Raw genomic sequence first — 23824 nt, forward strand, 5'->3', positions numbered from 1 at the left:
CGCCGCTACCGCTCTTCGCGCCGGAACGGCTTGAGCAGCGCCGACGGGGCTACCGCATTGCGCGACATCACCGCCATAGCGACGATGGTGAAGATGAACGGCAGCATCAGGAACGCCTCGTAAGGAATGTGTCCGAGCCCACTCGCTTGCATGCGCAACTGCAAGGCGTCGACGAAGGCAAACAGCAGTGCCGCGCCTGCCGATCGCCACGGATCCCAGCGGCCGAAAACGACGAGTGCGATTGCCACCCAGCCCCGCCCCGAAACCACGCCGAAGGTGAACGCGTTGAACTGCGCCATCGACAGGAAGGCACCGGCCAGCCCGATCAAGGCACCGCCGAGAATCACCGCCTGGAAGCGCGTAGCGATGACGCTGACGCCTGCCGAATCGGCGGCCCGCGGGTTTTCACCGACCATGCGAACAGACAGGCCCCACGGTGTGCGGTAGAGCACGACGGCGGCCAGGGGAATAGACAGCATCGCCATGTAGACCAGCGAAAACTGGTTGAACACCGCCGGCCCAAGCACCGGAATGCCGGACAGGATCGGGATCGGCAGCGTCTCGAACCCCTTGATGTTCGGTGGCACCGATTGCTGGCCGAAGATCAGCCGGTAGAGGAAATAGGCAAGGCCCGACGAGAACAGCGTCACGCCGATGCCGCAGACATGCTGGCTGAGGCCGAGCGCCACCGTGAACAGCGCGTGCACGGCGCCCATCAGCGCCCCGGTCAGCACCGCCGCTAGCACGCCAAGCCAGAGGCTGCCGCTGAGGCTCGCCGCGGTGAAGCCGGTCATTGCCGACAAAAGCATGATGCCTTCGATACCGAGATTAAGCACCCCGGCGCGTTCGGAAAACATTTCGCCCAGCGTCGCGAAGGCAAGCGGCGTGGCGATGCGGATAATCGCGGCCAGGAAGCCGACCTGGAATATCTGCTCCAGCACCGCGCTCATTTGGCTGTTCCCACGCGGCGGAGGCGATAGGCGGTGAACAGCAGCGCCACCAGCATGGCGAGCAGCGCCGTTCCCTGAATAACGTCGCTGAGGAAGGCCGGAACGCCGGTCGCCCGCGACATCGCCTCGGCGCCGGTCATCACCGCGGCAAGGAAAATCGCCGCCGGCACCACGCCGAGCGGATTGAGCCTCGCCAGCATGGCGACGACGATGCCGGAATAGCCATAGCCCGGCGAGATGTCGCTCATCACCTGGAAATGCACGCCGCCGACCTCGCCGACGCCCGCAAGGCCGGCCAATGCGCCAGACAGCAGCGCCGTCGAAATCAGCACCCGCTCGACATTGATGCCGCCATAGCGTGCCGCCTCGGGGTTTTCGCCGATGACCCTGATGCGGAAGCCGAGCGTCGTACGCGCGACCACGAACCAGATCAGGGGTGCTGCGACCAGCGCCGCGACGACGCCGAGATGCAGCCGCGTGCCTTCGAGCAGCACCGGAAAATTGGCCGTATCCTCAATCGGCGGCGAGATCGGGTAGCCGCTGAAACTATCCTTCCATGGCCCCTCGATCAGCGCCATCAGTGCGTAGAAAATGACCGAATTGAGCAGCAGCGAGCTGACCACGTCATCGACCCTGAATTTCACCCGCAGCGTCGCAGGGATCAGGGCGACGGCCGCGCCGGCGGCGGCGCCCGCCAGCGCCATCAGCAGCATGGCGAGCGGACCCGGCATCGGGCTGGCGCCGACGGCACAGCTCGCCACCGCACCGGCCAGCAATTGTCCTTCGGCGCCGATGTTCCAGAATTTGGCGCGGAAGGCGACCGCCACGGCAAGCCCGGTGAAGATCATCGGAGTGGCACGCACCAGCGTTTCGGTGATGGCATAGCTGTCGCCCAGCGACGCCGAAAACATCACGCCGTAGGCCTCAACGACACCGGCGCCGGCCAATGCGATCAGGCCGCTGCACAGGATCAGCGCCGCCCCGATGGCGAGCAGCGGCAGCGCCAGATTGAACCAGGTGGGCGTTGAGGTGCGGGCCTCGAGACGGAACATCAAGCCTTTCCCTCCGCCCCAGTCATCATCAACCCGAGTCTGGCAACGCTGGCATCGGCGCTGTCCAGCGTGCTGACGATGCGGCCCTCATACATCACCGCGATACGATCCGAGAGCATCAGCAACTCTTCCAGATCCTCGCCGATAACGATGATGCCGCAGCCCTTGGCGCGCATGTCGAGGAATTTTTCGTGGATGAAGCGCGCGGCGCCGATATCGAGGCCGCGAGTCGGCTGCGAAACAACCAGCACCTTCGGATCGAAGGCGAGTTCGCGCGCCAGAAGCGCCTTTTGCAGATTGCCGCCGGAAAGCGCCCCGGCGCGCGTCATCGGCCCGGGGCAACGTATATCGTAGGCCTTGATCTGCGCCTCGGCGAAGGCGCGGATCGCATCCGGCTTGAGCAGGCCGTTGCGGCTGAACGCCGCCGTGCCGATGCGCGGCAGCACCATGGAATCGGCGAGCGGCAGATTGGTGACCAGCCCTGTCGTCATACGGTCTTCCGGGATGCGGCCGAGGCCGAGCGCCTGCACGTCGCGCGGCGAGAACCGCGAAACTGCTTTGCCGGCTATCGTCATCTGTCCCGCATCGGGCGCTCGCACGCCGGAGATAACCTCGGCAAGCGCGCGCTGGCCATTGCCGGAGACGCCGGCGATGCCAAGGATCTCGCCGCCACGTACAGACAGCGACACGTCGCGCAGCGCCATGCCGGAATGCTGCGATGTCGAGATGCCGTCGAGCGTCAGTACCGCCGCACCCGGCGTCGATGGCCCCCTGGCCGGCGGCACGATCTCGTGGCCGCACATCAGCCGCGCCATCTCCGAAGATGTCGTGCTGGCCGGCGCATCGACGCGGCCGGCAACGCGCCCGTGCCTGAGCACGACGCAGCGATGCGTCAGCGCCCGCACCTCGTTGAGCTTGTGCGAGATGAAGATGATGCCGAGCCCCTGTGCCGCCATAGAGCGCAGCGCCGAAAACAGTCCGTCGACCTCGGTTGGCGCCAGCACCGCTGTCGGCTCGTCGAGGATCAGCAGCCTTGCGCCGCGAAACAGTGCCTTGACGATCTCGAGCCGCTGTTGCTCGCCCACCGACAGCGCCGCGACGGGGAGGTCCGGGTCGAGCGTCAGCCCGTGCTGGCGGCCGATCTCGGCAAGCCGCGCCAGCCCGCCGGGCCGGTCGATCCGGCCCGATCTGCCGGGAATGCCGATCAAGAGGTTTTCCAGCACCGAAAGCCGCGATGCGAGATGAAAATGCTGGTGCACCATGCCGATGCCGGCGGCAAGCGCATCGGCCGAGCTGTTGATCGCCACCGGCCGGCCCTGCACCAGGATCTCGCCGGCGTCAGGCGCATAGGCGCCGAACAGCACATTCATCAGCGTCGTCTTGCCGGCGCCGTTTTCGCCGAGCAGCCCGAGGATCTCTCCCGGCGCGACGCTGAGATCGACGGCTTCGTTCGCCTTGACGGCGCCAAAGCTCTTGGAGATGCCGCGCATTTCGATGAGAGGGGCGGGCAAGATGGCTCCCGGTGGGTTGATGGCGCGGATACCCCTCCCCTTGAGGGGAGGGTACCGAGCGAAGCGAGGCGGGAGGGGTCACCTCAGCTGCCTCGACTTTGACTTAAGACGATGGAGCGCGTCGCTGAGGACCCCACCCGGCCCTGCGGGCCACCCTCCCCTCAAGGGGGAGGGATCTCTCAGTCCGAGACCGGCGTATTCTCATCCACGTCGACGCGGAAATTGCCATCGAGGATCTCGGCCTTCTTCTTCTCGACCAGTTCCTTGACCTCGGCCGGCAGCGTCTTGTCGAATTTATGGTAGGGCGCGAGGTAGGAGCCCCCCTTGGCCATGCGCGAGAAATCGCCGTAGTCCTGCGCCGTGAAGACGCCGGCCTTGACCAGCTTGATCGCCTGCTCGACGGTCGGATACATATCCCAGACCGGCCCGGTGATCACCGTGTCGGGGCCGAGGCTCGACTGGTCCGACATGTTGGAGATGGCGAGGATCTTCTTCTCCGCCGCCGCTTCGATGACGCCGAAGCGCTCGGCATAGATGACGTCGACGCCGGCATCGATCTGGGCGACGGCCGCTTCCTTTGCCTTTGGCGGATCGAAGAACGAGCCGATGAAGGCGACCTTCTTCTTGATGTTGGGATTGACCTCCCTGGCGCCGGCAAAGAAGGCGTTGACCAGCCGGTTCACTTCCGGAATGCCCATCGCCGCGACGGTGCCGATCGTGCCCGATTTCGACATCTTTCCGGCGATCATCCCGGACAGATAGGCCGGCTCGTGGATCCAGTTGTCAAAAACGCCGAAATTCGGCTCGGCCGGGCCAGCGCCGGAGCCGAACAGGAAGGCCGTTTTCGGAAACTGCTTGGCGGTCCTGCGCGATTCGCGCTCGGCGGCGAAGGCATCGCCCAGCACCAGCTCATAGCCGCCTTGCGCATATTCGCGCATGACACGGCTGAAATCGGCGGTCTGCACCTTCTCCGACCATTTGTATTCGATGCCGAGTTCCTTCTCGGCCTTCTGCAGGGCGACGTGGATCTGGTTGTCCCACGGCTCCTCGATCGGCGTGGCGAAGATCGCCGCCACTTTCAGCTTCTTTGTCTTAGCGAAGGCGCTGCCCGGCAGCATCGCCGCCGCAAGGCCGAGCGCGCCCAATTCCAGCACATTGCGGCGCGAAAGTCCTTCGCGTTTCGATTGGATTCTGCTCTTCCCGTTGTCCATTGCATGCCCCTCTGATTGGCGCCGTGTCGAGCCGGCTCTCTTCTCTGGAATATCGGCGAAGGAACTATGGAGCGGTGCCCGGCTTTTGTCCACATGGTCAAATTTGAGTGGGCGGAACGCGCCATTAAATGGCCCGGCAAACCCACGCTTGCTCACAATCTCTCGAGCGCCACCGCAATGCCTTGGCCGACCCCGATGCACATGGTCGCGAGGCCGTAGCGGCCGCCGCGTTCGCGCAGTTCCAATGCCGCCGTGCCGGTGATGCGCGCCCCGGACATGCCGAGGGGATGGCCAAGCGCAATGGCGCCGCCATTCGGGTTGACGTGCCCCGCGTCTTCGGCGATGCCGAGCTGGCGCAGCACGGCGATGCCTTGGGAGGCAAAGGCCTCGTTGAGCTCGACGACGTCGAATTGCTGCGGCGTCAGGCCGAGCCGGGCACATAGCTTTTGCGTGGCCGGCACCGGGCCGATGCCCATGATGCGCGGCGCCACGCCGGCAGTGGCACCGCCGAGGATACGGGCGATCGGCGTCAACCCGTATCTTTTCACGGCTGCTTCCGAGGCGACGATCAGCGCCGCCGCGCCGTCGTTGACGCCCGACGCATTGCCGGCCGTGACCGTGCCGCCTTGCCGGAACGGCGTCGGCAACTTGGCCAACGCTTCGACGGTCGTACCCGCGCGCGGATGCTCGTCCTTTGATACGACCACCGGATCGCCCTTGCGCTGCGGGATCGTCACCGGCGTGATTTCCTTCGCCAGGCGGCCATTGGCTTGTGCGGCGACCGCCTTGTCCTGGCTGCGCACGGCAAACGCATCCTGGTCCGCGCGGGAGACCGCGAACTCTTCCGCCACGTTCTCGCCGGTCTCAGGCATCGAATCGACGCCGTATTGCTTCTTCATCAGCGGATTGACAAAGCGCCAGCCGATCGTGGTGTCGTAAATCTCGGCATTGCGCGAAAAGGCGGTTTCCGCCTTCGGCATGACAAACGGAGCACGGCTCATCGATTCGACGCCGCCTGATATCATCAGCTCCGCCTCGCCGGCCTTGATGGCGCGGGCGGCAATCATCACTGCATCCATTCCCGAACCGCAGAGGCGATTGACTGTCGAGCCGGGAACCTCCTTGGGCAGGCCGGCCAACAGCAACGCCATGCGCGCCACATTGCGATTGTCCTCGCCGGCCTGATTGGCGCAGCCATAGACGACGTCGTCAATGGCAGCCCAGTCGACGCCGGGATTGCGCTCGACCAGCGCCTTCAGAGGGATCGCGCCAAGATCGTCGGCGCGGACCGCAGACAACGAACCGCCGAAGCGTCCTATCGGCGTGCGGATGTAGTCGCAGATATAGGCCTCGGCCATTATGAAGCCTTCCCTTTTGCGCTGACGATTTCTGCTCCCGGCCCAGCCATGTTGGCCGCATTCTCCTTGAGACGAAAGCACATCTCGCCGCCGGCCGTTAGGCCAAGAGGATATCTTCCGCTCCTAAATGCGGGGAGCGGCGGATCAGCCGACGCTTTCGCCACCGTCGATCACCAGCGCCTGGCCGGTCATGAAGGACGAGCGGTCGGAGACGAGGAACAGGATCGCTTCGGCGATTTCCTCCGCGCTGGCCCAGCGCTGCATGGGGATCTTGGTGCGGACATAGTTTTCGATCGCCGCCCGCCCGCCCATCTGCGTGATGAACGGTTCGTTGAAGGGCGTATCGACCCAGCCGGGGCACAGCGCGTTGATGCGGACATTGTGTTTGGCATAGTCGAGCGACATCTGCCGGGTCATCGCCACCACTGCATGTTTTGACGTTGCGTAGGCGATCATTTCGCGGTCGTAGAACACACCCGAATTCGAGGCGGTATTCAGGATCACCCCGCCGCCTTGCGCGATCATCGACGGCATGACCAGCCTGGCCGCGAGGAACTGCGCCCGCACATTGATCCGCCAGGAGGCATCCATGCCGTCGGCGCCGACTTCGGTCAGCGTGCCGCCGACCTGGATCCCGGCATGATTGTGCAGGATGTCGATCCGCCGATGCCGGCCCAGCGTTCCTGCAATGAGCTGCTCGACCGCCGCATCCTCGCCGACATCGGTGGCGACTGCCTCGGCCCGACCGCCGGCCGCACGAATGTCGGAAGCGGTTGCTTCCCCCGCCGCCTGGTCCCTGTCGGCGATCACCACGAGCGCGCCTTCCCTGGCCATCATCATGGCGCCGGCACGCCCGATCCCCGACCCGGCACCCGTCACCACGGCGATGCGATCTCTCAGAATCATGTTTTTTATCTTTCAGTGTGATGGTTTTCGTTGCCGCAGTTGCCATCGGGCAAGCACCACGAGCAGAACGGAGGCGACAAGCACGATCGTCGCGATGGCATTGATCTCCGGCGTGACCCCGCGCCGGATCGAGGCAAAGACATAGATCGGCAATGTCGTCTGTGCGCCGGCGACGAAGAAAGCGACGATGAAATCGTCGAAGGAGAATGTGAAGGCGAGCAGGAAGCCGGCGATTACCGCCGGCATGATCTGCGGCAACACGATGCTGCGGAACGTCGTCAGCGGGGTGGCATAGAGGTCGCTCGAGGCCTCGACCAGGTTGCGGTCGAGGCTGCCGAGGCGCGTGCCGACAATCATCGCCACCAGCGCCATCGAAAACAGCCCGTGCGCGGCGATGATCGAGCCATAGCCAAGCGCCAGGCGCGGTGGCTGGTCGTTCGGCCACAGCGAAGCGACAAACGGGTTGACGAGCCCAAACAGCTGGACCAGCGCGACCAGTGTCGAGATGCCGATGACCACGCCCGGAACGACGATCGCAGCCCCCAGGAGGGCATCGAAGACGGCTCGTGTTCGGGCGCCAACACGCGCCAGGCCTAGCGCCGCCGCCGTGCCGCAGAGTGCCGCCAGCAAGGCGCTGGTCGTGGCGATGAACAGGCTGTTCTTCAGCGCTTCGACCAGGAAAGGGTTTGCCAGTGCCTTGCCGTACCACTGCACCGAGAAGCCGGTGAACTCGCTGGCGTGGTGGCCGGCGTTGAATGAGAACAGCACCACCAGCGCGATCGGCAGGTAGAGAAAGGCGAAGACCGCAACGACGAAGGCACGCATCAGATCAGGTCCACCCGGCGGGCACCCGAAAGCCGGGTCGAAATGCGGTTCGCGGCAAGCAGCACGACCACGGAAACCGCCACAAGCGTGATGGCGATTGCCGACCCGAATGGCCAGTTGCGCGATTGCAGGAACAGATCGACCAGCGCGTTGCCGATGAAGAAGACCTTGCCGCCGCCGAGCAGTGTCGGGATCAGATATTCGCCGAGCAGCAGGATAATGACCAGCGAGAAGCCGGTCATCACACCCGGCAAAGAGAGCCGCAGCGTCACGCCGAGGAATGTCGAGAGCGGCGTCGCGCCGAGATCGGCGGAGGCCTCCAGCAGCCGGCGGTCGAGCCGCTCGAGGCTAACATAAATCGGCAGGATCATCAGCGGTAGGTAACCATAGACGATGCCGAGCAGAACCGCTCCCGGCGTGTTGATCAGCCGCACGTCCTCGACCCCGACATAGGCCAGCAGAGCCGGGATGCCACGCCCGCCAAGCACATACATCCAGGCATAGGTTCGCATCAGCAGGCTGGTCCAGAACGGGATGACGACAAGCGCCAGCAGGATCAGTCGCCACCGTTCCGGCGCGCGCAAAGCGAGGTAATAGGCGGCCGGATAGGCAACGAGAAGGCAGGCCAGTGCACCCGCCGGCGCCAGCACCATGGTGTTCCAGAAGGCGGTCGCCCGCGCCGGAAGATTGGCATACTGCGCCAAGGTGAAAGCGGCCTGATATCCGCCTTCCGGCGCCCGCTCGCCGACACTGAAGACGGTGATCGCGACGAACGGCAAAACTAAAAACACCAACAGCCACGCGGTCGCCGGACCGAGCAGCAGGGCGGTCAGGAGATTGTGACGAAAAACATTGCTGCGCATTGAAAAAACCGCCCCGGTGCCGGCGGACATCTGCCCGCCGGGGGAGTTGCCTGCATCGGACCTATGGTCCGCCCCGGTCAAGCCGACTTGAAGCGTGCCATCAATTCGGCCCGGCCCGGATCGGTCAAGGTCGCGGCTGCACCGAATTCGAGTGGCTTCAGCAGATCCGCCGCCGGATAGAGGATCGGATTTTCCAGCACCTCCTTGGGCAGCAGCGCATTGACCCGCGCATCGGTGGAAGGCGCACCATTGGCCAGGTGCTCCTTGACCGCGACTTCGGGTTCATCAAATAGTTGAGCAAGGCATAACCGGCAGGCTTGTTGGGCGCATCCTTGGGGATTGCGTAGAAGTCGGTCCAGATCTCGCCGCCTTCCTTGCCAAGCACATAGGCGATTTCGGGGATGTCGCGGTGGAGCTGCGCCCCGTCATTGGTCCAGCACATCGTCATCCAGGCGTCGCCGGCACGCATCGACGGCTGGTAGTCGCTGGAGACCGCGAACAGATGCGGCTTGACCTTCAGCAGCAATTCCTCCGCCTTGGCGAGTTCGTCCGGCTTCAGCGAGTTGAACGAGAAGCCGAAATATTTCAGCGCGTTGCCGATCGTGGTCAGCTGGTAATCATGAACCATGGTCCGGCCGTCGCCCTCCGCCATGGCCGTGTCCCAGAATTCCTTCCAGCTCGTCATCGGCTTGGCCAGTTTCTTGGTGTTGACGGCAAAGCCGGTGGTGCCCCAATTCTTCGGCACAGCGTAGGTCACGCCGTCGATGGTGCCTTCCCCAGTGAAGCGCGGGTCTTCTTGCGAGCCGTCATAATTGGCAAGCTTGGCCATATCCAGCGCTTCGATGATGCCAAGCTTCTTGTAAGTCGAGATCGTGTAGTTGGTCGGAACGAAAAGGCTCCAGCCCGAGGCGCCGGCCTGCAGCTTGGCCAGCATCTCCTCGTTTGACCCGAACACGTTGACCTCGACGGCAACACCGGTCTCGGCCTTGAAATTCTCGAACGTCGCCGGGTCGTGATAATTGGGCCAGGTGGCAATCGACATGCGGTCGCCAAGCCCCTCCTGGGCGAAGGCTGGCGACGGCATGATGCCGAGTTCGCGGGCCATTACCGCGGTAGCGAGACCAAGGCCGGTAAGGCCAAGGAACTCGCGGCGGCCGATGGAACCGCGCTTGAGGCGCATCAACTGGTCGACGAATTTTTCAGGGCTTATCGGCAGTCCGTCACGATACGATTTCGACATTTTTGTTTTCCCACTGGTTGGTCCCGTTATTCTCCGGAAACGCCAGCGGCGTTCCGGCTGTAAAGCCGACGGCGACGGGTTCACCCGGCTTGAAGAGATTTCCACCGCCGACCAGATGATCGGCCTTGGCGAGCAGTGTCCCGATGCCCTGGACCTCGATTGCATATTCCGCGGTCGAACCGAGAAAGATCCGGTTGCGGACAAGCCCGTTCAGCCGGCCGCTTCCGGGCGCGCCGAGGCTTAGCGATTCAGGGCGCAGGCTGACCGAAACGGCTTCACCCTGAGCTAGCGGAGTCCGCTTGCGCGCTGCAATGACAGTGCCGTCGGCAAGCGCCACCTCGACGAGCTTGCCCGAGAGCCCGACGACCTTGCCGCTCAAGAGATTGGTCTTGCCGACGAAGTCGGCGACGAAGAGGTCGGCGGGTTCGTCATAGATTTCGCTCGGCTGCCCAAGCTGGACGATGCGCCCGCCATTCATGACGCAGACGAAATCGCTCATCGACAGTGCCTCTTCCTGATCGTGGGTGACCAAGACGAAGGTGATGCCGATCTCGCGCTGCAGATTCTGCAGCTCTATCTGCATGTCGGTGCGCAGCTTCTTGTCGAGCGCCGCCAGGGGCTCGTCGAGCAGCAGCACCGCCGGCTTGTTGACCAGCGCCCGCGCCAGGGCGACACGCTGCTGCTGGCCGCCGGAAAGCTCATGGATCTTGCGGCGTCCATAGCCGGCAAGCCGAACCATGGCTAGCGCCTCGCCTGCCTTCAGGCTGATCTCCCGCGACGACAGGCGCGGCCGCGCCTGGCGGAGGCCATAGGCGACGTTGTCCTCCACATCCAGATGCGGAAACAACGCATATTGCTGGAACACCATGTTGACCGGCCGCCGATAGGGCGGCGTGCCGGCCATGTCGCGGCCACGGATGAATACCACACCTTCGCTTGGCTGTTCGAAGCCGCCGATCATGCGCAAGCAGGTTGTCTTGCCGCAGCCGGACGGCCCGAGTAAGGCGACAAAGGCAGACGGCGGGATGACAAGATCGATGCCGCTGACCGCGGTCACGCTGCCGTAGCGTTTGGTGACCCCGCGAAACTCGACATCGGGCACTGCGGTCAAAGCTGCGGGCTCCTGCGGGTAGCTAACCTCGAAACGCTATCAGAGCCAATGGCAGCTAGTATATACCTCCCAGGTGGTATATTTCGTCTATTTTCTCGTTTGGAGGGGTATGAATTGAGCGTTTCGCGCAGCGATGAATACAGCCGGCTCGCTGCGCTCATCGCAGCGACGCGGGAGACGAGCGGCGAGCTTTTCGGCAAAGCAATGGTCGCCTGGCTCCGCCAGCATGTCAGCTTCGATCATTGCGTGATCTTCGGCTATCGCGGCGCCTCACGCCCGCCGCTGCTGTTCGAGACATTCTCGCCGGCCGAAAGCCACGTCTTCGTCGCGCTCTATCAGGAAGGGCCTTATCTGCTCGACCCGTTCCACCATGCGGCAGTCGAGCGCAAGGAAGGCTTTTGGCGCATGCGCGAATTGGCGCCGGACCGCTTCTATGCCAGCGAATATTACCGCTCCTATTACAGCCAGACCAGGCTTGCGGAGGAGGTCGGCTTCTTCGTGCCGCTGCCGGGAAAGGACGCGCTGGTGCTCTCGCTAATGCGATTGCGCGCTTCGGGGCCGTTCGGAACCGCCGATGCCAGGTTGCTGCGCGACATGGCGCCTGCGGTGATCAGCCTCATCAGGCTGCGCTGGCCTATCCTTCCGGCTGACGGACCGGTTGGGACGAAGCAAGACGAGGCGATTGCTCCGGTCAGCGAGTTCGAACGTGCTCACATCTGGAAGAGCCTTTCGCTCACGCCGCGCGAACAGCATGTCGTCGATCTGGTGCTTCAGGGCCATTCCACGGAATCGATTGCCAGGGCGATGCGCATCGTGCCGGGAACCGTAAAAGTTCATCGCCGCAACATTTACCGCAAGCTCAAGATCAAATCGCAGGCCGGCCTGTTCGCACGTTTCGTCGAGATCATGGACGCGCGGATTCGGTAGTCCACATTTATCCGGCAGCACCGTCCCAGGAACCGGTTTCGGCCATCTGCCTGAGCAGAGGTGCCACCCGAAAGACGTCCTTGCCGGTCTGCTGGTGCCAGTGATCCAGCCGCCGGATGATCTTGTCCACGCCTTCGAGGCTTGCCCAGAACATCGGTCCGCCCTTGCCGACCGGGAAGCCATAGCCGTTGACCCAGACGACGTCGATATCGGACGCGCGGGCGGCTATTCCCTCCTCCAGGATTTTCGCGCCCTCGTTGATCATCGGATAGAGCGTCCGCTCGATGATCTCCTCGGTGCCGATCGGGCGCGGTGCAATGCCGCGCTCGGCAGCCTTGTTGCGGATTAGCGCCTCGACCTCGGGATTGGGCAGCGGCGTGCGCGAACCGTCATCATAGCGATAGAAGCCGCTGCCGGTCTTCTGGCCGAAATGCCCCTGTTCGCACAGTGCATCGGCGATTGCCGCCGTCTGGCCGCGCGCCTTGCGGTTGCGCCAGCCTATGTCGAGGCCGGCGAGATCACTCATCTCGAACGGCCCCATCGGCCAGCCGAAATCGGTGAACGCCTGGTCGACCTGGCGCGGCATTGCGCCCTCGAGCAGAAGCATCTCCAGTTCCGCACCGCGCGCAGCCAGCATGCGGTTGCCGACGAAGCCGTGGCAGACGCCGACGACGACCGGCACCTTGCCGATCCGCCGCGCCAGATCGACGATGGTCGTCAGCACGTCGGGCGAAGTCTTGTCGGCGCGGACGATTTCCAAAAGCTTCATGACGTTAGCCGGCGAAAAGAAGTGCATGCCGAGGAGATCTTGCGGCCGCGACGTCGAAGCGGCGATTTCGTTGACGTCGAGATAGGAGGTGTTGGTGGCGAGGATCGCGCCCGGTTTGGCCACGGCATCCAGCCTGCCGAATACCTCCTTCTTGACCGCCATTTCCTCGAACACAGCCTCGACGATCAGGTCGCAATCGGCGAGGTCGGCATAGTCGGTGCTGCCCCTGAACAAATCCAGCCGTTCGCGCTTGGCATCTTCGCTCAGGGAGCCGCGGATGACGGAAACGGCATAATTCTTGTCGATCGTCGCCAGCCCGCGCTGCAAGGCTTCCTGTGTCGCTTCCAGCAAGGTCACGGGGACGCCGCCATTGGCGAATGCCATGGCGATGCCCCCGCCCATCGTGCCGGCGCCGATGACGCCGACCCGGGCGATCTCGCGCTTGCCGACATCCTTGCCCGGGATCTTTGCCGCCTCACGTTCGGCAAAGAACAAATGACGCTGGGCGCGCGATTGGTCGCCGGCGACAAGTTTGAGGAACAGGTCGCGTTCGGCCGCCAGCGCTTCGTCGAAGGGCAGCGTCAGGGCGTTGCGGACCGACTGCGCACAGGCTATCGGCGCCTTGAGGCCGCGTGCTTTTTTGGAAAGAGCTGCCGCCTGCTTGTCGAAGGCCGGCAAGTCGGCCTGGTCGAGGCGATCATTGCGGTCGCGCACCGGCGTGAACGGACCGCCTTTGGCGACCATGTCGGCCGCAAAACTCACCGCTTGCGCGATCAGGTCGCCATGGAAGACGGCATCCACCAGGCCGTCGGCGAGCGCCTCGGCCGCAACGATCGGCGTTCCCGAAACGATCATGCTGAGCGCCTTCAGCGGACCGACGAGACGCGGCAGGCGGACCGTGCCGCCGCCGCCCGGCAGCAGGCCGAGCTTGACTTCCGGCAGGCCGAGCCTTGCCCCTTGGTCGGCAACACGGAAATGGCAGCCGAGCGCCAGTTCCAGGCCGCCGCCGAGCGCAGTGCCATGAATGGCGGCGACCGTCGGCTTGGCGATAGTTTCCAGCACGGCGACCAGGGCGCGCAGGTCCGGTTGCCGCACCGGCTTGCCGAACTCGGTGATGTCGGCGCCGGCGACGAAGGTCCGGCCAGCGCAGGCGATGACGATTGCCGCCACCGAAGGCTCGTCGCGCAGCGAGACAAGCGCCCGCATCAACGGCTCGCGCACATGAAAGCTCAGCGCGTTGACCGGCGGATTGTCGATGCTCACCAGCGCGACGTTGCCGTGCCTTGTAGTGCTGACGAAATCGGACACGCAAACCTCATACAATGATGTTGGCCAATAGCGCGACGGGATTTACAGCGCTGGCATGCGGATGGGAACCACGTGTTTTGCGGACTGGACCGATATACTCGCGCCCCGGGTCGGGCCTTGCCTTAGCGCAACGCCTTCTGCCCGCCGGCCGCGGTGATGACGCCGACGATGATCAGCCCTGTCAGCACCAGGCGGACGCCGACGCTGACGCCGAACGTGTTGAGCATGGTCAATAGCAGCACCAGGAACAGCGCTGCGCCCCAGACCCCCGGCACATTGGCCTTGCCGCCCGCCACCGACGTGCCGCCGATGACGACGACAGCGATCGAGGCCAGCAGATACTCATTGCCGATATCGACGTTGGCGCCGCGGAAATAACCGGCGAGCAATGCACCGTCGAGGCCGCCGAGCGCGCCCGACAGCGTGTAGGTGAGGAAGCGGGTGCGGCCGACATTGACGCCTGCCAGCCAGGCGGCGCGGATGTTCTGGCCGATCGCCAGCACCGAGCGTCCGTAGATCATGCGCTGCAAAACGATGCCGGCGCCGATGGTGAACAGCACGGTGAGGATCGCCAGCACCGGGATGCCGAACACCTGCCAGTTGGTGAAGTCGGCAAAGCCCGGCGGCGGCTTGATCTGCAAGCCCCGCCCATAGCTGATATCGACTGACTGGATGACGAAGCTGGCCGACAGCGTGGCGATGATCGGCGGAATGCGCAGCGCCCAGATCAGGAGGTAGTTGACGGCGCCGATCGCCATGCCGCAGGCAAGTGCGGCCAGCAGTCCGACCGCGATCATCGCATCATTGCCGTCCATGACCTTCATGGCAACGGCGCTGGCAAGGCCGATATTGGCCGGCAGCGACAGGTCGACATTGCCCGGCCCGAGCGTGATGACGAACATCTGCCCGACGCCGACGATGACGGTGAAGACGGCGAGCGACAGCGCCGCCGTGATCATGCCGCCGCCTCCATAGCCGCCCGTGAAGGCGATGGTCGCCAGCCATACCAGCAGCGCCCCGAAGAACGACCAGATCCAGGGTCTGGCGAGCAGTGTCCGCAGCGAGGCCATGCTCACCTCTCCCTGCGGCTGATCAGCACCCGCGCCGCCAGCACGATGATCAGGATGGCGCCATTGGCGGCGACCTGCCAGTCGGGTGGAATGTGCATGAACGTCAAGAGCGGCGAGGCGGCCAGGGCCAGCGTCAGCGCGCCGATGACGGCGCCGATCGGCGACACCCGGCCGCCGACGAACTCGCCGCCGCCGAGGATGACGCCGGCGATCGAAAGCAGCGTGTAGCCATTGCCGATATTGGCATCGGCCGAGGTGGTGATGCCGATCAGCGCCATGCCGGACAAAACGCCGAACAGGCCGGTCAGCGCAAACAGTGTGATCTTGGTGCGGAGCAGCGACCAGCCGGCGCGCTTCAGTGCAGCTGAATTGCCGCCCGATCCGCGCAGGATGACGCCATAGGACGTGCGCATCAGGCCAAAGTGGACGACGGCTGCGATCAGCAATGCCGCGATGATCGGGAACGGAATGAAGGGTGGCTTGAAGGCCATCAGCGCCAGCAGCCAGTCCGGCGCCTTGCCGCCGGGCTTCGGCAGGATCAGGATGGCCAGGCCCTGCCAGACAAAACTCATGCCGAGCGTCACCACGATCGAGGGCAGGTTGCGCAGATGGATCAGCGCGCCGAGCAGCGCGTAGACGCCGATCGACCCGAGCAGGATCACGACGCCGAGCAGTGGCGCGTCCTTCAGCCACGTCGCCGTCACGCAGCCGACGAAGCCGACAAAGGTGCCGATCGACAGATCGAGCTCGTTGCCGGCGATGACGAACATCTGCGCGATCGTCGCCAGCGCGATCGGGATCGCCAGATTGAGCATCAGGCTGAAGCCAAAATAACTGATGGCGCGCGGATTGAGCCAGGCAATGGCGATGAGCACCAGCGCCAGCGACAGTGCCGGCAGCAGGCTGCGCAGCGTGCGCGCCCGCCTCGTGGCGCGAGCCGAAGATTTTAGCCCATTCTCGATGGATACCGCTGTCATCTCAGGCCGCGTCGCCGAACGAGGACTGGATGATCTTTTCCTCTGTCAGTTCGTCGCGGCGAAGGTTGGCGACGATCCGGCCGTTCTTGAACACATAGATGTGGTCGCAATTGTCGAGCTCTTCGGTTTCGGTGGTGTACCAGAGGAATGTGCGGCCATGGCGAGCCTCTTCGCGCACGAGGTCGTAGACTTCGAGCTTGGTGCCGATGTCGACGCCGCGCATCGGATCGTCCATCAGCACGATCTTGGCGTCGGAGCCGAGCGCCCGCGCGAACAAGGCCTTCTGCTGGTTGCCGCCGGACAGCGAGAAGATGTTGTTGTTCATGTCGGGCGTGCGGATGCCGATTTTCCGCTGCCACAGCTCGGCGAGCTCAGCTTCGCGCTGCGGCGAGATCAAAAGGCCGTTGCGCAATCGCGCCAGCGAACGGATGCCGATGTTCTCGGCGATCGACCATTGCGGAAAAATCCCGTCCGACTGGCGGTCGCCGGCAACCAGCGCCACCGGCGCGGTAACCTCGATGCCGGTCTTGGCGCGGGAAGCCGCGGCAAAGATCGCCAGCAAAAGATCGGTCTGCCCATGCCCGGCAAGCCCGGCAAGCCCGATGATCTCACCGGCACGGGCGACAAGCTCGTTGCCGTCCTGCTGTCGCGCCGGACGCGCCCGGACCCGCAGCGGACCGGGCTCCGGCTTGCCGCTCGCAATCTCGGCCGCGGCCTTCTCGCGCGCCTCCGCTCCGCCCATCGCCGTCACCAGCCTGTCGCGGTCGAATTGATCGGCCTGCCCGGCGGCGACGACCTTGCCGTCACGCATCACGACGATGCGGTCGGCGTTTCCGAGCACTTCGCCCAGCACATGCGAGATTAGGATGCAGCTCTTGCCGGCGGCTATGAAGTGGCGCACGAACGCCAGCAGCTGGCCGGCGGTATGCGCATCGAGCGAGGATGTCGGCTCGTCGAGGATGACCAGTTCGAGCGGCTCCTGCGTGACCGTGAAGGCGCGCGCCACTTCCACCATCTGCCGGCTGGTGATGGAAAGGTCGCCGACGATGTCGGATGCCGAGATGCTGTGGCCGGGGAAGATCTCGTCGAGCTTGGCGGCGATCAGATCGGTCGCCTTGCGCCGCCAGCCGAAGCCATTAAGCGAGGCGTGGTTGATCCGCGTGTTTTCGGCGACGCTGAGGTTGGGGCAGAGCGACAGTTCCTGGAACACGCAGCGTATGCCGAGCTGCTGCGCGCGCGGCACCGAATAACTTGCCTCGACGCCGCCGCGGACCGCGATCTGCCCGCCGTCCGGGGTAAGCGTGCCCGCCACCATATGCATGAGCGTCGATTTTCCGGCGCCGTTATGGCCGACAAGACCGACGCATTCTCCAGCACGAACGCTGAAATCGACACCGGCGAGCGCCCTGACGGCGCCGAAATGTTTTTCGGCTCCGTCCAGTCTTATGATGTCCAAACTGACGGCGCCGAAATGCTTTTCGGCGCCGTCAGGCCTGATGATGTCTGCACTGGCCTCGGGCATCCCTTAACGATACCCGGTTATCTGTGGCGGCAACAATAGTGCCATGCTCACTTGATGTTGGCCTTGATCGCCGCGACGGCGTCTTCCTGCGTGTATTCGTGGCTGGCGACGCCGCCCTTCGGAATCTTCGGCAGCGCGGCCTCGAAATCGTCCTGGGTGAAGGCAAGATAGGGGACCAGCAGGTCGTGCGGCACGTCGGTGCGGCCGTCGAGCACCTGCTGCGCCACCCAGAAGGCAAGCGTCGATACGCCCGGTGCGATCGATGCCGACCAGGTCTGGTAACCGTCCTTTTCCTTCTGCTCCTTCCACCACTGCAACTCGTCCTGGCGATTGCCCATGATGATGGTCGGGCGCGGCTTGCCGGCAGCGGCGAAAGCCTGCGCCGCGCCATAGCCGTCACCGCCCTGGTCGACGACACCGACCACATCCGGCAGCGACGGCAGGATCGTCGCTACGGCCTTCTGTGCCGTGGTCTGGTCCCAGTCGCCGGTCACCGAGCCGACGATCTTGAACTCGGGATGGGCGGCGACGCCTTCGAGGATGCCGGCATGGATGGCATCGTCGATCGAGGTGCCGGCGAGGCCGCGGATTTCCAGGAGGTTGCCGCCCTTGGGTTGGAATTTGGCCATCTGCTCGACTTCCTGCTTGCCCATGTCCTTGAAGTCGACGACCACCCGGTAGGCGCAGGGTTCGGTGACGATGCCGTCGAAGGAGACGACGACAATGCCGGCGTCGCAGGCCTGCTTGATGGCGCCGTTGAGCGCATCCGGAGACGCCGCATTGATAACGATCGCGTCATAGCCCTGCAGGATCAGGTTCTGCACCTGGGCTGCCTGCGTCGGCACTTCCTTGTCGGCCGTCGTGAAGACGTCGGCGGCGCCGACCACCTTGTCGGCAACCGCCTTCTTGGTGACGATGGCGTAGCTGTCCAGCATCGCCTGCCGCCAGGAATTGCCGGCGTAATTGTTGGAGAAGGCGATCTTCTTGCCGCTGGTGTCGGCAAGCGCGGTGCCTGCGGCAAGCATTGCCGCAAGGGCGCCCAAAACGAATATTTTCTTCATGTCATACTCCTCCCGTGAGTTGCTGTCTTACTAGTGGCTAATGGCTGGCTGGTGGCTAATGGCTGGCTGGTGGCTAATGGCTGATATGCTCATAATGCTGTTTTTTATCTATTATCAGACAAATGCAGATAGGCGACAAGCTGTCAACAGCAATCCATGGCCAGCGATCAACTTGCGGTGCAATCATTGAAACTGGTTCGGCTCCTGGTCTAGGGATGGCGCTGGAGACCGATTGAATGGCAGCGAATCTTGCGCCGGGTGCACCCGGCATTCCGGCGCGCTGGACGTCGAGCGCCAAGAGCGGCGTCGGCACCGCGCTTTCGCCGGCGTGCCCGATCTGGTTCACCATCAGCCATGGTATTCTCAACGAGATCTACTATCCCCGCCTCGACAGCGCCTGCACCCGCGATCTGGGGCTGATCGTCACCGGACCGGACGGCTATTTCTCGGAAGAAAAGCGCGACGCCGAGCACAGCATCGAACCCCTGGAGGACGGGGTGCCTGCCTACCGGCTGGTCAACACCGCAAGCGATGGAACCTACAGGATCGAAAAGCGCATCCTGACGGATCCGGAACGTCCCGTCTTGCTGCAGCAGATTATGTTCACGCCGCTCAAAGGCGCGGCCGCCGATTACCGCGTCTACGCGCTGCTGGCGCCGCACCTCGTCAACGCCGGCATGGGCAACACCGCCTGGATCGACGACCATGAAGGACAGCCTGTCCTGTTTGCATCGGGACGCGGCACCTGCCTGGCGCTCGTCTCGTCGCTGCCGTGGAAGGCGTGCGCGGCCGGCTATGTCGGCGTCTCCGACGGCTGGCAGCAGCTTCGTCAAGGCGGCCGGCTCGATCCGGCCTGCCGCAGGGCCGAGGACGGCAATGTCGCGCTGATCGGCGAGATCGGCTTTTCGGCCGCGAACCCAAAAATATTGCTGGCACTGGGCTTCGGCACGACGCCGCAACAGGCGGCGGAGACTGCTTTCGCCAGCCTGAACCAAGGTTTTGGGCCCGCAGCCAGACCCTACATCGACAAATGGCGCCAATGGCAGTCTGGATTGCTGCCGCTGGACCGGCATGCGGCGTCCGGGCTCAACAACTACCGCCTCAGCACGGCGGTGCTGGCGGCACACCACTCGTCCGCCGGAGCAGCCGTTGCCAGCCTGTCGATCCCGTGGGGCTTCAACAAGGGCGACGACGACCTCGGCGGCTATCACCTGGTCTGGCCGCGCGATCTGGTCGAAACCGCCGGCGGCTTCCTCGCCGCCGGCGACCCGGCGGAAGCCTTGCGCATCCTTGGCTATCTGCGCTCGATCCAGCAGCCGGACGGCCATTGGCCGCAGAACGCCTGGCTCGACGGGTCGGCCTATTGGCCGGGCATTCAGATGGACGAATGCGCCTTCCCGCTGCTGCTCGCCGACGCGCTGCGCCGCGCCGGCCATTTGCCGCATGCCGCACTCTCCTCCTTCATGCCGATGATCGAGCGCGCTGCCGCCTATGTCGTGCGCAACGGCCCGGTCACCGGCGAGGACCGCTGGGAAGAAGACGCCGGCTACAGCCCGTTCACACTTGCGGTCGAGATCGCGGCGCTGCTTGCGGCTGCGGACATGTTCGACGCCGCCGGCAAAACAGAGCCGGCAAACTATCTGCGCGAAACCGCCGATATCTGGAACGATCAGATCGAGCGCTGGACCTACGTCGTCGGCACCGCCGCATGCGACGAAGCCGGCGTCGAAGGCTACTATGTCCGCATCGCCCCGCCCGAGACGGCCGGCGCGGCATCGCCGAAGGACGGCTTTGTACCGATCAAGAACCGTCCGCCCGGCGATGCGAACCGCCCGGCCGAGGCGATCGTCAGCCCGGATGCGCTGGCACTGGTCCGCTTCGGCTTGAGGCAGCCGACGATCCGCGCATCCTCGACACGGTCAAGGTCATCGACGCGCAATTGCGCTGCGAACTGCCGCAGGGCCCGCTCTGGTACCGCTACAATGGCGACGGCTATGGCGAGCATGCCGACGGCGCGCCCTTCGATGGAACCGGCCAGGGTCGCCCCTGGCCGCTTCTGGTCGGCGAGCGCGCCCATTACGAGCTGGCGGCGGGCCGTAGGGATAGTGCGGCAAGCCTGCTCAGGACGTTCGAGAACTCTGCCGGGCCGGGCGGCCTGCTGCCGGAGCAGGTCTGGGACGGTCCCGACATGCCGGAGCGCGAATTGCGGCATGGCGGGCCCTCCGGCAGCGCCAAGCCGCTGGTCTGGGCGCATTCCGAGCACATCAAACTGCTGCGTTCGCTGCGCGACGGCGCCGTGTTCGACATGCCGCCGCAAGGCGTCAAGCGCTATGTCGAGGGCAGGACGGTGTCGCGCCTCAGGGCATGGCGCTTCAACCACAAGATCCGTACCATCCCGGCAGGCAAGGCGTTGCGCATCGAACTTCTGGCCCGGGCGGTGGTTCATTGGAGCAGCGACAATTGGGCAACCATCCATGACGCCGAGACCACCGCGAATCTTTTCGGCATCCATCTCGCGGAGTTGCCGGTTGCCGACGCCGCTCCGGGCAATAGCATTGTCTTCACATTCTTCTGGTCCGATGCCGGCCGTTGGGAGAACGCTGACTTTTCTGTCGGCATCGGCGATACCGGAGAGAGCATGATCCCGCAAAGTGGAGACCGGTTTTCGGAAAAGATCATGCTTCAATAACAGCGCCACTAGATCATCGATCCCTCAAGTAAGGCAGGACGAGACCATGCAGATAGGAATGATGGGACTGGGCCGGATGGGCGCCAACATGGTTCGGCGCCTGCTGCGTGATGGCCACGAATGCGTCGTCTACGATATCAACCCGGCGAGCGTCGCGGCGCTTGTGAGCGCCGGCGCGGTCGGAGCCGCCTCGATGGAGGAGTTCGTCGGCAAGCTGGCGAAGCCGCGCAGCGCCTGGCTGATGCTGCCGGCGGCGATCACCGGCAGGATCGTCGACCAGGTGGCCGCCTTGATGGAGCCGGGCGACATCATCATCGACGGCGGCAATTCCTATTATCACGAGGCCGTCGACCACGCCGCGCGCCTGGCGTTGAAAGGCTTGAGCTATGTCGATGTCGGCACCAGCGGCGGCGTCTGGGGCCTCGAGCGCGGCTATTGCCTGATGATCGGCGGTCCCGACAGCGCGATCCAGCATCTCGATCCGATCTTCGCAACGCTGGCGCCCGGCGCCGACGCCGCTTCGCCTGCCCCCGGCAAGGACGCCGGAACCGCTCCCTTCGGATATCTCCACTGCGGGCCGAGCGGCGCCGGCCATTTCGTCAAGATGGTCCATAACGGCATCGAATACGGCGTCATGGCCGCCTATGCCGAGGGCATGAACATCCTGAAGTCGGCGAATGCCGGCAAGCGGCAGCGCACCGCCGACGCCGAAACCAGCCCGCTGGAAAACCCGCAATATTACCAGTTCGACATCGACATCGCTGAAGTGGCCGAGGTCTGGCGGCACGGCAGCGTCATCGGCTCGTGGCTGCTCGATTTGACGGCCGGCGTGCTGAAGGCCGATTCGTCGTTGACGCAGTTCGGCGGGCGGGTTTCGGATTCCGGCGAAGGACGCTGGACGCTGAAGGCGGCGATCGACACCGGCGTGCCGGCGCCGGTGCTGTCGTCGGCGCTGTTCGACAGGTTCTCCTCGCAAGGCGAATCCGAATTCGCCGACAAGCTTCTGTCCGCCATGCGCTATGCCTTTGGCGGCCATGTCGAAAAACCCAAGGCCGGCTCGTGACGGGCGACAGGGAGGCACGCCCATGAGCCAGGAACGATCGGACACGCTGGTGCTTTTCGGTGCCACCGGCGATCTCGCCCACAAGAAGATCTTCCCCGCCCTTTACGCCATGGTGGCCAAGGGGACGCTGAGCGAGCCGGTGATCGGCGTCGCCTTCGATCCCTGGGACCTCGCCAAGCTGCAGGCGCGCGCCCGCGACGGCATCGTCAACGCCATCGGCAGCATCGACGAGAAGATCTTCGCCAGGCTTGCATCGCTGCTGCGCTATGTCAGCGGCGACTACCGTGCGTCTGCGACCTTCGAGAAGCTGAAAGCCGCACTCGGCAGCGCTGAGCGGCCGCTGCACTATCTGGCAGTGCCGCCGGCCATGTTCGAGGTCGTCGTCCAGGGGCTGGAACAGTCCGGCGCCGCCCAGGGCGCGCGCCTGATGGTGGAAAAGCCGTTCGGCCACGATCTGCAATCGGCGCGCTGGCTGAACCGGGTGCTGCATCTGGTCTTCGACGAGAAGTCGATCTTTCGCATCGACCATTATCTCGGCAAGGAGGCGATCCAGAACCTACTCTATTTCCGCTTCGCCAATTCCTTCCTCGAGCCGATCTGGAACCGCAATTACGTCGAGAGCGTGCAGATCACCATGGCCGAGGATTTCGGTGTCGAGGGCCGCGGCCGCTTCTATGACGAGGTCGGCTGCATCCGCGACGTCATCGAAAACCACCTGCTCAACATCCTCTTGCTGCTCGCCATGGAGCCGCCGGTCGGCCGCTCGGCCGACGATCTGATCGACGAGAAGGTGCAGGTGCTGCGGGCGATCCGGACGCTGACCAGGGACGATGTCGTGCGCGGCCAGTTCGACGGCTATCTCAGCGAGCCGGGCGTGGCGCCGAATTCGCCGGTCGAGACCTTCGCGGCAGTGCGCTTTTTCGTCGATACCTGGCGCTGGCAGGATGTGCCGTTCTTCATCCGCGCCGGCAAATCCCTGCCGGTGCACGCCACCGAGGTCATCGTGCGGCTGAAGCGGCCGCCGCTCGACGTCTTCGATCCAATCAAACCCGGCGACTGCAATCACGTGCGCTTCCGCATCGACCCGCAGGTGGCGATCTCGATCGGAGCCCGGCGCAAGGCGCCCGGCGACGACATGGTCGGCGAGCAGGTCGAGCTCACCGCGCTCGACGATTCGAAGGGCGACATGCCGCCTTACGAGCGGTTGATCGGCGACGCCATGAACGGCAACGGCCAGCTGTTCACCCGCCAGGACGCCAGCGAGCTCGCCTGGCGCATCGTCGGTCCGGTGCTCGGCGACACCACGCCGCCCCCTGTCTACGCGCCAAAGACGTGGGGGCCGGCCGAAGCCATGGCTGGATTCGGGCCGCCGAACGGCTGGATCAATCCAACAAAATGATTTCTGGGAGGC

The 23824-nt window shown here is 64.5% G+C and carries 17 protein-coding genes and 2 pseudogenes; 4 read left to right on the top strand and 15 right to left on the bottom strand.

What is annotated here, in order from left to right:
• Positions 1-5: 5 nt before the first annotated feature.
• From NKH13_RS15730 to NKH13_RS15775, 10 genes and pseudogenes are all read right to left on the bottom strand, one after another.
• Positions 6-950, bottom strand: coding sequence for an ABC transporter permease (locus NKH13_RS15730; protein ID WP_352912946.1), 945 nt, complete (start codon positions 948-950; stop codon positions 6-8).
• Positions 947-2002 carry an ABC transporter permease gene (locus NKH13_RS15735; RefSeq protein WP_352912947.1) on the bottom strand — a complete coding sequence of 352 codons (1056 nt, stop codon included), beginning with the start codon at positions 2000-2002 and terminating at the stop codon, positions 947-949. Before NKH13_RS15735 ends, NKH13_RS15730 begins: the two co-directional genes overlap by 4 nt.
• The gene (locus NKH13_RS15740; protein ID WP_502908311.1) at positions 2002-3513 is read right to left on the bottom strand and encodes an ABC transporter ATP-binding protein; all 1512 of its coding nucleotides are present in this window, start codon (positions 3511-3513) and stop codon (positions 2002-2004) included. Before NKH13_RS15740 ends, NKH13_RS15735 begins: the two co-directional genes overlap by 1 nt.
• Before the next feature lie 179 nt (positions 3514-3692).
• Entirely contained in the window at positions 3693-4724 is a 1032-nt protein-coding gene (locus tag NKH13_RS15745) for a BMP family protein (protein WP_352912948.1), read from the bottom strand.
• 152 nt (positions 4725-4876) lie between these two features.
• Entirely contained in the window at positions 4877-6082 is a 1206-nt protein-coding gene (pcaF, locus tag NKH13_RS15750) for a 3-oxoadipyl-CoA thiolase (protein WP_352912949.1), read from the bottom strand.
• A gap of 144 nt (positions 6083-6226) precedes the next feature.
• Positions 6227-6988, bottom strand: a complete 762-nt coding sequence (locus NKH13_RS15755) for an SDR family NAD(P)-dependent oxidoreductase (protein WP_352912950.1) — start codon at positions 6986-6988, stop codon at positions 6227-6229.
• A 12-nt stretch (positions 6989-7000) separates the two neighbouring features.
• A complete protein-coding gene (locus NKH13_RS15760; protein WP_352912951.1) occupies positions 7001-7813 on the bottom strand; it encodes an ABC transporter permease in 813 nt (270 codons plus the stop codon).
• Positions 7813-8676 (bottom strand): ABC transporter permease, encoded by an 864-nt coding sequence (locus NKH13_RS15765; protein ID WP_352912952.1) that lies wholly within the window; start codon positions 8674-8676, stop codon positions 7813-7815. The genes NKH13_RS15760 and NKH13_RS15765 overlap by 1 nt, the downstream gene beginning before the upstream one ends.
• 77 nt (positions 8677-8753) lie before the next feature.
• A pseudogene (locus NKH13_RS15770) lies at positions 8754-9916 on the bottom strand (ABC transporter substrate-binding protein).
• Positions 9897-11027 carry an ABC transporter ATP-binding protein gene (locus NKH13_RS15775; RefSeq protein WP_352912953.1) on the bottom strand — a complete coding sequence of 377 codons (1131 nt, stop codon included), beginning with the start codon at positions 11025-11027 and terminating at the stop codon, positions 9897-9899. Before NKH13_RS15775 ends, NKH13_RS15770 begins: the two are co-directional and overlap by 20 nt.
• Positions 11028-11141: 114 nt before the next feature.
• Between NKH13_RS15775 and NKH13_RS15780 the strand changes: the two genes are divergently transcribed.
• Positions 11142-11954, top strand: a complete 813-nt coding sequence (locus NKH13_RS15780) for a helix-turn-helix transcriptional regulator (protein ID WP_352912954.1) — start codon at positions 11142-11144, stop codon at positions 11952-11954.
• Positions 11955-11961: 7 nt separating this feature from the next.
• On the opposite strand, the gene NKH13_RS15785 is transcribed toward NKH13_RS15780, so the two are convergent.
• From NKH13_RS15785 to NKH13_RS15805, 5 genes are all read right to left on the bottom strand, one after another.
• Positions 11962-14031: a 3-hydroxyacyl-CoA dehydrogenase NAD-binding domain-containing protein gene (locus NKH13_RS15785; protein ID WP_352912955.1), complete on the bottom strand. Its 2070-nt coding sequence runs from the start codon at positions 14029-14031 to the stop codon at positions 11962-11964.
• A 122-nt stretch (positions 14032-14153) separates the two neighbouring features.
• A complete protein-coding gene (locus NKH13_RS15790; protein ID WP_023678189.1) occupies positions 14154-15101 on the bottom strand; it encodes an ABC transporter permease in 948 nt (315 codons plus the stop codon).
• A gap of 2 nt (positions 15102-15103) precedes the next feature.
• Complete coding sequence (locus NKH13_RS15795) at positions 15104-16078, bottom strand: ABC transporter permease (RefSeq protein WP_352912956.1); 975 nt, start codon at positions 16076-16078, stop codon at positions 15104-15106.
• 1 nt (position 16079) lies between these two features.
• Complete coding sequence (locus NKH13_RS15800; RefSeq protein ID WP_352912957.1) at positions 16080-17600, bottom strand: sugar ABC transporter ATP-binding protein; 1521 nt, start codon at positions 17598-17600, stop codon at positions 16080-16082.
• Between the two features lie 47 nt (positions 17601-17647).
• Complete coding sequence (locus tag NKH13_RS15805; RefSeq protein WP_352468173.1) at positions 17648-18661, bottom strand: ABC transporter substrate-binding protein; 1014 nt, start codon at positions 18659-18661, stop codon at positions 17648-17650.
• A gap of 236 nt (positions 18662-18897) precedes the next feature.
• Here NKH13_RS15805 and NKH13_RS15810 point away from each other — a divergent pair.
• From NKH13_RS15810 to zwf, 3 genes and pseudogenes are all read left to right on the top strand, one after another.
• Positions 18898-21350, top strand: a pseudogene (locus NKH13_RS15810) (glucan 1,4-alpha-glucosidase).
• 46 nt (positions 21351-21396) lie between these two features.
• The gene (gene gnd / locus NKH13_RS15815; protein WP_352912958.1) at positions 21397-22413 is read left to right on the top strand and encodes a phosphogluconate dehydrogenase (NAD(+)-dependent, decarboxylating); all 1017 of its coding nucleotides are present in this window, start codon (positions 21397-21399) and stop codon (positions 22411-22413) included.
• Positions 22414-22435: 22 nt separating this feature from the next.
• The gene (zwf, locus tag NKH13_RS15820) at positions 22436-23812 is read left to right on the top strand and encodes a glucose-6-phosphate dehydrogenase (protein ID WP_352912959.1); all 1377 of its coding nucleotides are present in this window, start codon (positions 22436-22438) and stop codon (positions 23810-23812) included.
• Positions 23813-23824 lie beyond the last annotated feature (12 nt).

Source organism: Mesorhizobium sp. M1348, assembly GCF_040317925.1.
Lineage (GTDB): Bacteria > Pseudomonadota > Alphaproteobacteria > Rhizobiales > Rhizobiaceae > Mesorhizobium.

Excerpts from the sequence above, each read along its gene's own strand:
- NKH13_RS15755 (WP_352912950.1), bottom strand. The coding sequence starts at position 6,988 with ATGATTCTGAGAGATCGCATCGCCGTGGTGACGGGTGCCGGGTCGGGG.
- NKH13_RS15765 (WP_352912952.1), bottom strand. The coding sequence starts at position 8,676 with ATGCGCAGCAATGTTTTTCGTCACAATCTCCTGACCGCCCTGCTGCTC.
- NKH13_RS15805 (WP_352468173.1), bottom strand. The coding sequence starts at position 18,661 with ATGAAGAAAATATTCGTTTTGGGCGCCCTTGCGGCAATGCTTGCCGCA.
- NKH13_RS15795 (WP_352912956.1), bottom strand. The coding sequence starts at position 16,078 with ATGACAGCGGTATCCATCGAGAATGGGCTAAAATCTTCGGCTCGCGCC.
- NKH13_RS15760 (WP_352912951.1), bottom strand. The coding sequence starts at position 7,813 with ATGCGTGCCTTCGTCGTTGCGGTCTTCGCCTTTCTCTACCTGCCGATC.
- NKH13_RS15730 (WP_352912946.1), bottom strand. The coding sequence starts at position 950 with ATGAGCGCGGTGCTGGAGCAGATATTCCAGGTCGGCTTCCTGGCCGCG.
- gnd (WP_352912958.1), top strand. The coding sequence starts at position 21,397 with ATGCAGATAGGAATGATGGGACTGGGCCGGATGGGCGCCAACATGGTT.
- NKH13_RS15800 (WP_352912957.1), bottom strand. The coding sequence starts at position 17,600 with ATGCCCGAGGCCAGTGCAGACATCATCAGGCCTGACGGCGCCGAAAAG.
- NKH13_RS15735 (WP_352912947.1), bottom strand. The coding sequence starts at position 2,002 with ATGTTCCGTCTCGAGGCCCGCACCTCAACGCCCACCTGGTTCAATCTG.
- pcaF (WP_352912949.1), bottom strand. The coding sequence starts at position 6,082 with ATGGCCGAGGCCTATATCTGCGACTACATCCGCACGCCGATAGGACGC.
- zwf (WP_352912959.1), top strand. The coding sequence starts at position 22,436 with ATGAGCCAGGAACGATCGGACACGCTGGTGCTTTTCGGTGCCACCGGC.
- NKH13_RS15790 (WP_023678189.1), bottom strand. The coding sequence starts at position 15,101 with ATGGCCTCGCTGCGGACACTGCTCGCCAGACCCTGGATCTGGTCGTTC.
- NKH13_RS15745 (WP_352912948.1), bottom strand. The coding sequence starts at position 4,724 with ATGGACAACGGGAAGAGCAGAATCCAATCGAAACGCGAAGGACTTTCG.